Below are 8,312 nucleotides of genomic sequence, written 5' to 3'. Positions count from 1 at the left end.
TATTGCCAAGAAGGAGTTGATTTTATTCAGTTTACACAAAATTTTTTACAGAGCCAGATTCATAAATTTTGTTAAAAAGGCTTTACAGGTTTTTCGTAAAATAATCATAAAATCACCCCTAAAAATTCTATAGTTTGTTAAAACATTTATATTAATTAATTTTCTACGTATTTACTAATTAAATAATAATCATTATAGCAAACTAAACCTTTTCATAAAAGTTTAGCTTTCCACAAAAGATCTAAAAGTAAAACATAGTTTTTTATATTATTATTACCTTGCTCTTGCTTTATCTAAAGAAAAAATTCTAGCTATTATATTTTAATATCTAGAATTTCTCTTGTATTTATGCCCTTATATAAAACTAAATTAACATTTTAGATTTCTAATCAACATCCTTTGATTCATCAGCTTCATAATTAAAGAAATCAAAATCTGCATAATGTTTGTGTAATACTCTGTCTGCGCAGGTAATTCCAACAAAAGTTCCTGTAAATTCACCATACTTGCAATATTCATCTGAAAATTTAGTTGTATCAAAAACTCCTCCTATTTTCTCAAATGAATTTCCATCATATGACCATTCGAAATATGATTTTCTGCCTTCAATTTTTAATTTAAAATAAATTGGACATTCTTTTACTGGTATTCTAGTGTTAAGAAACTCCGTCTTTTCCCCATTTTCTATGTGAATTACTGATATTGCACTTTGCTTTAAAGTTTCACTATAATACTTTCTTAAGTAAATATAATTCATATTGTCATAGTACATAATAAGTCCAGCACTATGTTGGTGCACTTTTGGAGTAAATTCCATCTTAGTTGTTACAGTTGCATAAACAGAAGTTAATTTTCTTGCTAAAATACTAACTTCATTTAAAGAACATCTTGACTCCTGACCACGTATTCTAACATATCCAGGTCTTGCTTTAACATCTGCAAAAGATTCTGGTGCAATACGTGGAGCATAATACTGAAGTCCTAATTTATCACTGTCAAAATCGTCAAAATTAGGTATTTGCGACATTTCTACTTCTGGTAAATTACTAGGTTCACAGTATTCTTTTGCTAAATTACCGCCACCTTCTAATCTTAACCAGCTATCTTCTGTCCAGAACATTTTTTGAATTGCAGTTTCTCTACCTAAAGTACATCTTAATTCTGGAACAAATGGTCTGCTGCATAGATGTACAAGATATACTTCACCATTTGGTGTTTCAACGTAACTTGCATGTCCTGACTTTTGCAGTTTAGAATCTGGATTAAAATATTTTGGTTTTAAATGATCAGGATCATGTCTTTCATAAAACTCTCCTGGAATAGATGTTAATATTGGATTCATGGGATCTTTCTCATATGGTCCCCATACATTTTTTGAACGTCCCATTGTTACACTATGGCCATAGCCAGTTCCACCTTCTGCACACATAATATAATAATACTCTCCACGCTTTGTTAAATGTGGAGCTTCAATACATCCTCTATCTGTGCCCCCAGACCAAATTCTCTTTGGATAGCCTATAATACTTTTTTCTTTTGAAGAATATTCAACCATACAAATTGCCCCTGGTTTTTCGTAGCCTTCTCTTGTTTCCCATTCTAAGGATACTACCCACTTTCTTCCGTCATCATCATGTAATATAGATGCATCAAAACCTGAAGAATGTAAATATACTGGTTCACTCCATGGACCAGTAATATCTTCAGCTGTTACAAGATAGTTATTCACATCAAAGTATCTTGCATTCATAGAATTCATTACACCATAAACTACATAAAATAAATCTTCTTCCTCACAATAAGTTAAACAAGGTGCCCAAATTCCCTTAGCATATGGAAGTTTTCTTAAATCAAGCTTTTCTGGATCAGTTAAAACGTGAGTATATAATTCCCAGCTCTTTAAATCCTTTGAATGATATATTGGAATTGCTGGAAACCATTCAAAAGAAGAAACTGCTACATAATAGTCATCTCCTTTTCTGCAAATACATGGATCTGGGTTAAAACCTTTAAATATTGGATTTTTAATCATTAAATAATGCACTCCTCTCACTGTTCACTTCTTTTATAATTAAATCTTATTCTTTATTAAGCAACTCTCTTAAACCGTTTTCATTATTAAATTATAACATCCTCTTTTTTAAGCTAATAGTACACAATTTGTGAATATAGTTTGAGATTTGTGAATAATAAAATTAATACATCATTTATCTTATAAAAAAGCATCGTCAAATTATTAAATCATAATCTGACAATGCTTAATTTAATTTCTAAAATCATTAATTATGTACTATATTCTAAATTCATTTACCATATCATTAAGTTTTTCAGCTACTTCTGCTTGTTGCTGTGCAGTCTGCATAACTTGTCCAATAGCCTTTGTTGTTTCATTTATACTATCTTTAATTGTTTCAGCATTTTCAGAAGATTTTTGTGCAATATCAGCTGTGGTTTGTATTGCTTGGCTAACTTGGTTTATTGTTGCTGTAAGTTCCTCTGACATTGATGCAATTTCTTCTGACATATTAGTTACAAATTCAGCATCCTTATAATATTGATCTCCTACACTCTTCATATCTTCGAATTTTGGGTCCACATCTTCTACTATGAAATCTAATACTTCTTGATTATTAGCTGCAAGATTTTTAAAGGCAACTTCTACTTTTATTATTGTATCCTGTATTTTTGTTACAGCTTGTGAAGATTGTTCAGCTAGCTGTCTTACTTCTTCCGCAACTACTGCAAAGCCTTTTCCCTGCTCTCCTGCTCTTGCTGCTTCTATTGCTGCATTAAGTGCAAGTAAGTTTGTTTGTTCAGATATATCTGCAATTGTATTTGCCATTACTTCTATTTCTTTTACTACTTCTCCATCTTTTAAAGCCTTCAATCCTTTTTGTTTCTTTTCTTCGTATATTCTTCTCGTTTCTTCTATAGATGCTTTACCCTTCTTTTGAGTTTCTATAGCTCTTGATCTTGACTCATTAGCATTACTGCTTCCATCCATTGCTTTATTCGATAATATATTTATACTTGAATCTACTTCTTGAACTGATGCGCTTATTTCTTCTGCAGATGCACTTGTTTCCTGTACATCATGAGTTATATTTTTTATTGCTTCATTTATATGTTCTGAAGTTGTTGTTAATTCCTCAACTGTAGCTGAAAGTTCTTGGCTTGATGCACTCATATCTTGAGCTTTTTCCATTATTTCATGTATTAATAAACCTATGTCCTTTTGCATTACTAATATGGAATTTGAAAGTTCACCAATTTCATCTTTTCTCTTAAGATAATTTTCTGGAATAATTCCTGAAAAGTCCTTTTGAGATAAAACCTTAATGTAATTAACGGTTTTATCTAATGGTTTAACTATTGCTTTTGTTATAATTATTGCTAATACAACTGCTATTACAACTGCTATTAATGCTAATCCAATAAATACTCTTATTGACCAATCAAAATCTTTAGCATTTTGAGCATCAATTTCTTTAGCTTGCTCCGAATTATACTCAGCAAGGGCTTTCAGATTTTTTTGAAACTCATCTGCTTTTGTAGCAAGAACTTTATATTTTTCAAATGCATCCTGACTATTTCCTTCCATAGCCAATTTTAGTATTGTGTTCATTCCATCTCTGTATGCCTTAAGTTCTAATTCAACAATTGGTATTGTTTGAGATTCAAACTCATCTAAATCAGTTTTCTTATAATTTTCCCAATTATCATCATACTTTTTTGTTCTTTCTTGAATGTCACTAAATTTGTTCTTTTGTTCCGCAGCATTCCTACTATTTAGAATTATGTAATATAAATCAGCTTCTATACCCCTTGCTTGGTTTCTGTTATCATTTAACCATTGAATTGGAAGAAGTCTTTCATTATACATAGACCTAACACCTTCACTTGATCTTATATTGTAGAAAAATCCTACTCCTCCAACAAAAATAATAGATAAAATCATGATAATTGAAAATAACATGATTTTTGTTTTAATCTTTAAGTTATTCATTTGTGCCCTCCTATGCTTAATTGCTATTATTTAAAACTTAATAAAGTTTTTTCTTTCCTATAATGACTTAATTTCATTTACTATATTGTATCCTATATTAGCACAAGATTTTCCTGTTGTGTATACTTATATTTTCCAAATATGACTTTTAATAAAAATACTTTAAAATACACACATATATAAGGAGTAACTATGCTATAATTCGAAACTTTTCACTTCTAAAAAAAGCAGCTATGCACTAATAAAAAGAGTGGCTATGCCACAAAGCGGAACTTTCCTGCAATTAAGATCTTTTCACATCTCTAAGGAGTAGCTATGCTACAATTCGAAACTTTTCACCTATAAAAAAACAGTTATATACCTATAAAAAGAGTATCTATGCACCTATAAAAAAATAGATTAGAAGTAGACATATAATCTTATATCTTACTTCTAATCTATTTTATTAAATCTGCTATAAATATTTATTAATTTAGATAAACTGTGTTAACTAAGTTTTAACAATTCAAACTATGAGTTATATTTGAATTTAATAGCTATTTCTTTTATTTCACCTTTAGAATTTTTTCTAATTGTAAAGTTTTTAATATCTTTAAAATCATTATCTAATTGGTAATTTAATTCTGTAATTGTAGCTTTAGCTTTCTTAGTGACACCACCATCTTCAACAACTGCAAATCTTGACTTTCTGCAAGTTGTTTCATTGCTCACATCATCAATAATTACATAGTATTCTGGAGCTTCTTCTATTACTGTATATTCTTTATTTAAAGTTAGTGTTGTACAAAGATTATTATCAATACATTTTACTATCATAATAATTTACCTCCCTATTGGTAATTTAAATATTTTCCATAAGATCATTTCCTATTTCTAAACTACGTCTTTCTTATGTATTAATTATACAATATTTTAGCAATATTTAAAACACCATTTTTTTGAAATTATAACGATTTATTATTTCAACTATTATTTTTTAATTAATTTTGTATTTTTATATTTGTAATAGTTTAATATTCATAATTTGCTAATTTGGTTTACATAGAATTTACATTCTCTTTCATTTTCTTTACATTATTACTATTATATTTTAGTGATTTTGAATATTTAATTTATATTCTCTAGGTGTCATTTTATATTTTCCTTTAAAAATTTTATAAAAATAAGTAGGATTTTCATAGCCTACAAAATCCATTATCTCAACTATTGAATAATTAGTTGATTTAATTAATTCAGAAGCTTTACTAAGCTTACGTTCTTGCAACAATTCTTTAAATGTCATTTCTGTATGTTTTTTTATTAATTTGCTAAGTTTATAATCTGGCTGCTTCAACTTTTCAGATAGTTCTGTTAAAGTTGCCCTTTCATAATTTTCTTCAATATACTTAAGACTTTGAATTATTAACATCTTCTCATAATTATCCACAGAATACATCTCTATATCCTGTGAATTCTTTATTAATTCTACTAATAAAAGTCCTACTAACAATTTTATTGTTGCCTTTTTCATGATTGAAGTAGTGTACAATTCTATAATTATTTTTTCTACTAAATCCTGAATATCTTTTCTTTCCGAAACTTTAAAATACAAATATTCTCCTTCTTCATAGTCCGTATATAGTGTAGTTAATAAAAACTTACTAATGATATTTTCATTATCTAAAAGTGTTATTATATAATCAAAAAATTCTGGTCTGATTATAAAATTTATAATTATATCTTCTTCACTGGAAGCTTTTATTTCATGATTTATGTATTGATTTAAGAATATTAATTCTCCCTTTTGAAGCACTATTTCTTTATCATCTATAACTTGAGTGAATTTTCCCTGATAAACATAGTTAAATTCTATATAGTTATGCTTATGACTTGGGAAATTAACAAATCTAGTGTGTTTTCTAATATTAATAAGTTCCCCTGGTGGCAATAATTTATTACTATCTATAATAAATTTCCCCTCATCAGTATATATACTTTTGTCTATAGAGGATTCTCCCTTTAATATGTGCAGTTCTTCCTCTGTCAAAGCTACTAATTTATCATGGATTTCTTTTAACATAAGCCATCCTCCTCAAGTTATGAATAAATAATAGTATTTACATTATACAACCCATCTATAAGAAAGTTAATCCTTAAAATTAATAAAATATTCTTAGCTCTAATCATTAATTTTTGCTTTAAAATAAAAAAGATACAACATTATTATTGCATCCTTTAATACTAACAAATTTTATTAATTTCTTATTTGGTCTTAATTTGTTATACACTCATTCATAAACTTAAGACCTTCTTTTATGTTTCTATGCTTCAATAGCTTTACATCTGACTTAAATGCTTTATAAATAATTTGAATACAGTATCCTATTCCAAATGCAGTAACCAGCGTCCCAATTCCAACAAATCCACCTAATATCCAACCTATTATTAATGCGCACATCTCAATACAAAATCTTATTATGCCTATTGATTTTCCTGTAAGCTTAACTAAAGCCATCATAAGACCATCCCTTGGACCACATCCCATTTCACAGCCTATATACAAATAACTGCCTATAGCTGAAGCAAATAAACTTCCTATAAGCATAATTATTCCTGTAAATAAATTATTGCATACTGGAATAATCTTAATATATATAATAATATCTATAAAACATCCAATTACTATCATGTTCGCTATTGTGCCCAACCCAACCTTTAAGCCAAGTAAACTTGTCACTATCACTATGACTACACCAACTATAATACTTGCTTGTCCCATAGTTAAACCAGTTACATTGGTTAATCCTTGATGAAACACATCCCATGGGCTTAATCCCAAATTTGAATTTAGTGCCATAACAGTTCCACAGGCACATAATACAAATCCTAGTGTTATTCTAATTATAAGACTTAATATTTTTTCCATAACCATCCTTACTATGAAAATTACGATTTGAACTAAAATAAACATTCACTTAATGCCTGTTATTTAATTTATCAATAAAATTCATTCTCTAAAATTTTAACTATTAGTCAGTTTACATCAATATTTAGTATATTACAATTTACTTTAAACCTAGAAATATTCATGTAAAGCGTATACATCTAGTTATTTATTGTTATAATAAGCCTTAATGTAATTTTTATAAATCTCATATATCATAATTACATGAATAACACTTGGTTCACTTTAATTTTTATGCAGTAATCTCTTCTGTTTTTCCTTTTTTAACTCTGTATACTAAAAATATTCCATAGCAAACAAGAATTAATGCTATTAAGATTTTAATATCAAATATATTTTCACCTAAAACTAAAGCTGATAAAAGTGTTCCAAAGACAGGTACTAAAAAATTAAATACAGATATTATTCCAACCTTATTATACTTTAATAATTCAGTCCATAGAGCAAAGGCTACTGACGACAATAAGGCCATATAAATTAATAATGCTGTAGATTCTATTGTAAATCCAGTTAAAGTGCCTCCTAAAATAAATCCAAGAACAGTCAATATAATACCACCTATTGATAATTGAAATCCAGTAACTATTGACGGTTGTTGACTTTGAGTTATCTTTTTGCCATAAATGGCTGAGGCAGCAAATATTATTGCAGCAAGCATTATAAATCCTTCTCCTTTTAATGTAAAAGAATTTCCTGCTAACGATTGTCCGTTTAAATTTACTATTATTACCCCTAAAAAGCCAATTAAACATCCAACTATTTTATTAAAATTCAATTTATCATTTTGATAAATAAAATGTGCAAGTATTATGCTTACAAAAGTTCCTGTCCCATTAATTATTGAACCCCTAATTCCAGTAGTATAAGACAGACCTACATAAAAAAATATATATTGAAGAGCAGTTTGAGTCATTCCTAGTAAAGTTATTTCTCCAAATTGTTTTTTTGTAAAATTAATCGCTGTTTTCTTTATAGCAACTTCAAGTAAAAGTATAAAAATACCTGCAAGAGTAAATCTATAACCTGCAAAGACTAATTTAGAGCCCACATCTTTTACATTAAATAATTCATATCCAACCTTAATAGCTGGGTAAGCACTTCCCCACAAAAGACAACTTAAAACTGCTAAAAGCACAATATTCCTTCTACTAGTGTAAAATTTAGTTTTATCCATATGTAAATCTTTATCTCCTAACTACTATATAAGTTAAATTTAATATTTAAGAAAGCCTTAATATCATTTCGAAGACTTCATTTAAATACCTATTTATTATATCAAATAATACTAGTAATAAAAAATTTAATCTTTAAATTATTTAAACATTCCAATCTCAATGTTTAAATTTTAACTTATTTATTTTT

General features: G+C 27.9%; 6 protein-coding genes. All 6 read right to left on the bottom strand.

Annotated elements, in window-relative coordinates:
* Window positions 1-385 precede the first annotated feature (385 nt).
* Window positions 386-2,032: a glycoside hydrolase family 43 protein gene (locus tag GXK56_RS23610; RefSeq protein ID WP_160692077.1), complete on the bottom strand. Its 1,647-nt coding sequence runs from the start codon at window positions 2,030-2,032 to the stop codon at window positions 386-388.
* A gap of 258 nt (window positions 2,033-2,290) precedes the next feature.
* Window positions 2,291-4,006: a methyl-accepting chemotaxis protein gene (locus tag GXK56_RS23605; protein ID WP_160692075.1), complete on the bottom strand. Its 1,716-nt coding sequence runs from the start codon at window positions 4,004-4,006 to the stop codon at window positions 2,291-2,293.
* A gap of 510 nt (window positions 4,007-4,516) precedes the next feature.
* A complete protein-coding gene (locus GXK56_RS23600) occupies window positions 4,517-4,822 on the bottom strand; it encodes a hypothetical protein (RefSeq protein ID WP_160692073.1) in 306 nt (101 codons plus the stop codon).
* Between the two features lie 274 nt (window positions 4,823-5,096).
* Window positions 5,097-6,065 (bottom strand): AraC family transcriptional regulator, encoded by a 969-nt coding sequence (locus GXK56_RS23595; RefSeq protein WP_160692071.1) that lies wholly within the window; start codon window positions 6,063-6,065, stop codon window positions 5,097-5,099.
* A gap of 192 nt (window positions 6,066-6,257) precedes the next feature.
* Complete coding sequence (locus GXK56_RS23590; RefSeq protein WP_160692069.1) at window positions 6,258-6,911, bottom strand: hypothetical protein; 654 nt, start codon at window positions 6,909-6,911, stop codon at window positions 6,258-6,260.
* A gap of 271 nt (window positions 6,912-7,182) precedes the next feature.
* Window positions 7,183-8,124, bottom strand: coding sequence for a DMT family transporter (locus GXK56_RS23585; RefSeq protein ID WP_160692067.1), 942 nt, complete (start codon window positions 8,122-8,124; stop codon window positions 7,183-7,185).
* Window positions 8,125-8,312: the final 188 nt, after the last annotated feature.

This window comes from Clostridium sp. C2-6-12, assembly GCF_009928485.1.
Lineage (GTDB): Bacteria > Bacillota > Clostridia > Clostridiales > Clostridiaceae > Clostridium.
This window is presented reverse-complemented; position numbering and strand designations above follow the sequence as displayed.

Coding starts and splice junctions, on each gene's coding strand:
- GXK56_RS23610 (WP_160692077.1), bottom strand. CDS start 2,032: ATGATTAAAAATCCAATATTTAAAGGTTTTAACCCAGATCCATGTATT.
- GXK56_RS23605 (WP_160692075.1), bottom strand. CDS start 4,006: ATGAATAACTTAAAGATTAAAACAAAAATCATGTTATTTTCAATTATC.
- GXK56_RS23600 (WP_160692073.1), bottom strand. CDS start 4,822: ATGATAGTAAAATGTATTGATAATAATCTTTGTACAACACTAACTTTA.
- GXK56_RS23595 (WP_160692071.1), bottom strand. CDS start 6,065: ATGTTAAAAGAAATCCATGATAAATTAGTAGCTTTGACAGAGGAAGAA.
- GXK56_RS23590 (WP_160692069.1), bottom strand. CDS start 6,911: ATGGAAAAAATATTAAGTCTTATAATTAGAATAACACTAGGATTTGTA.
- GXK56_RS23585 (WP_160692067.1), bottom strand. CDS start 8,124: ATGGATAAAACTAAATTTTACACTAGTAGAAGGAATATTGTGCTTTTA.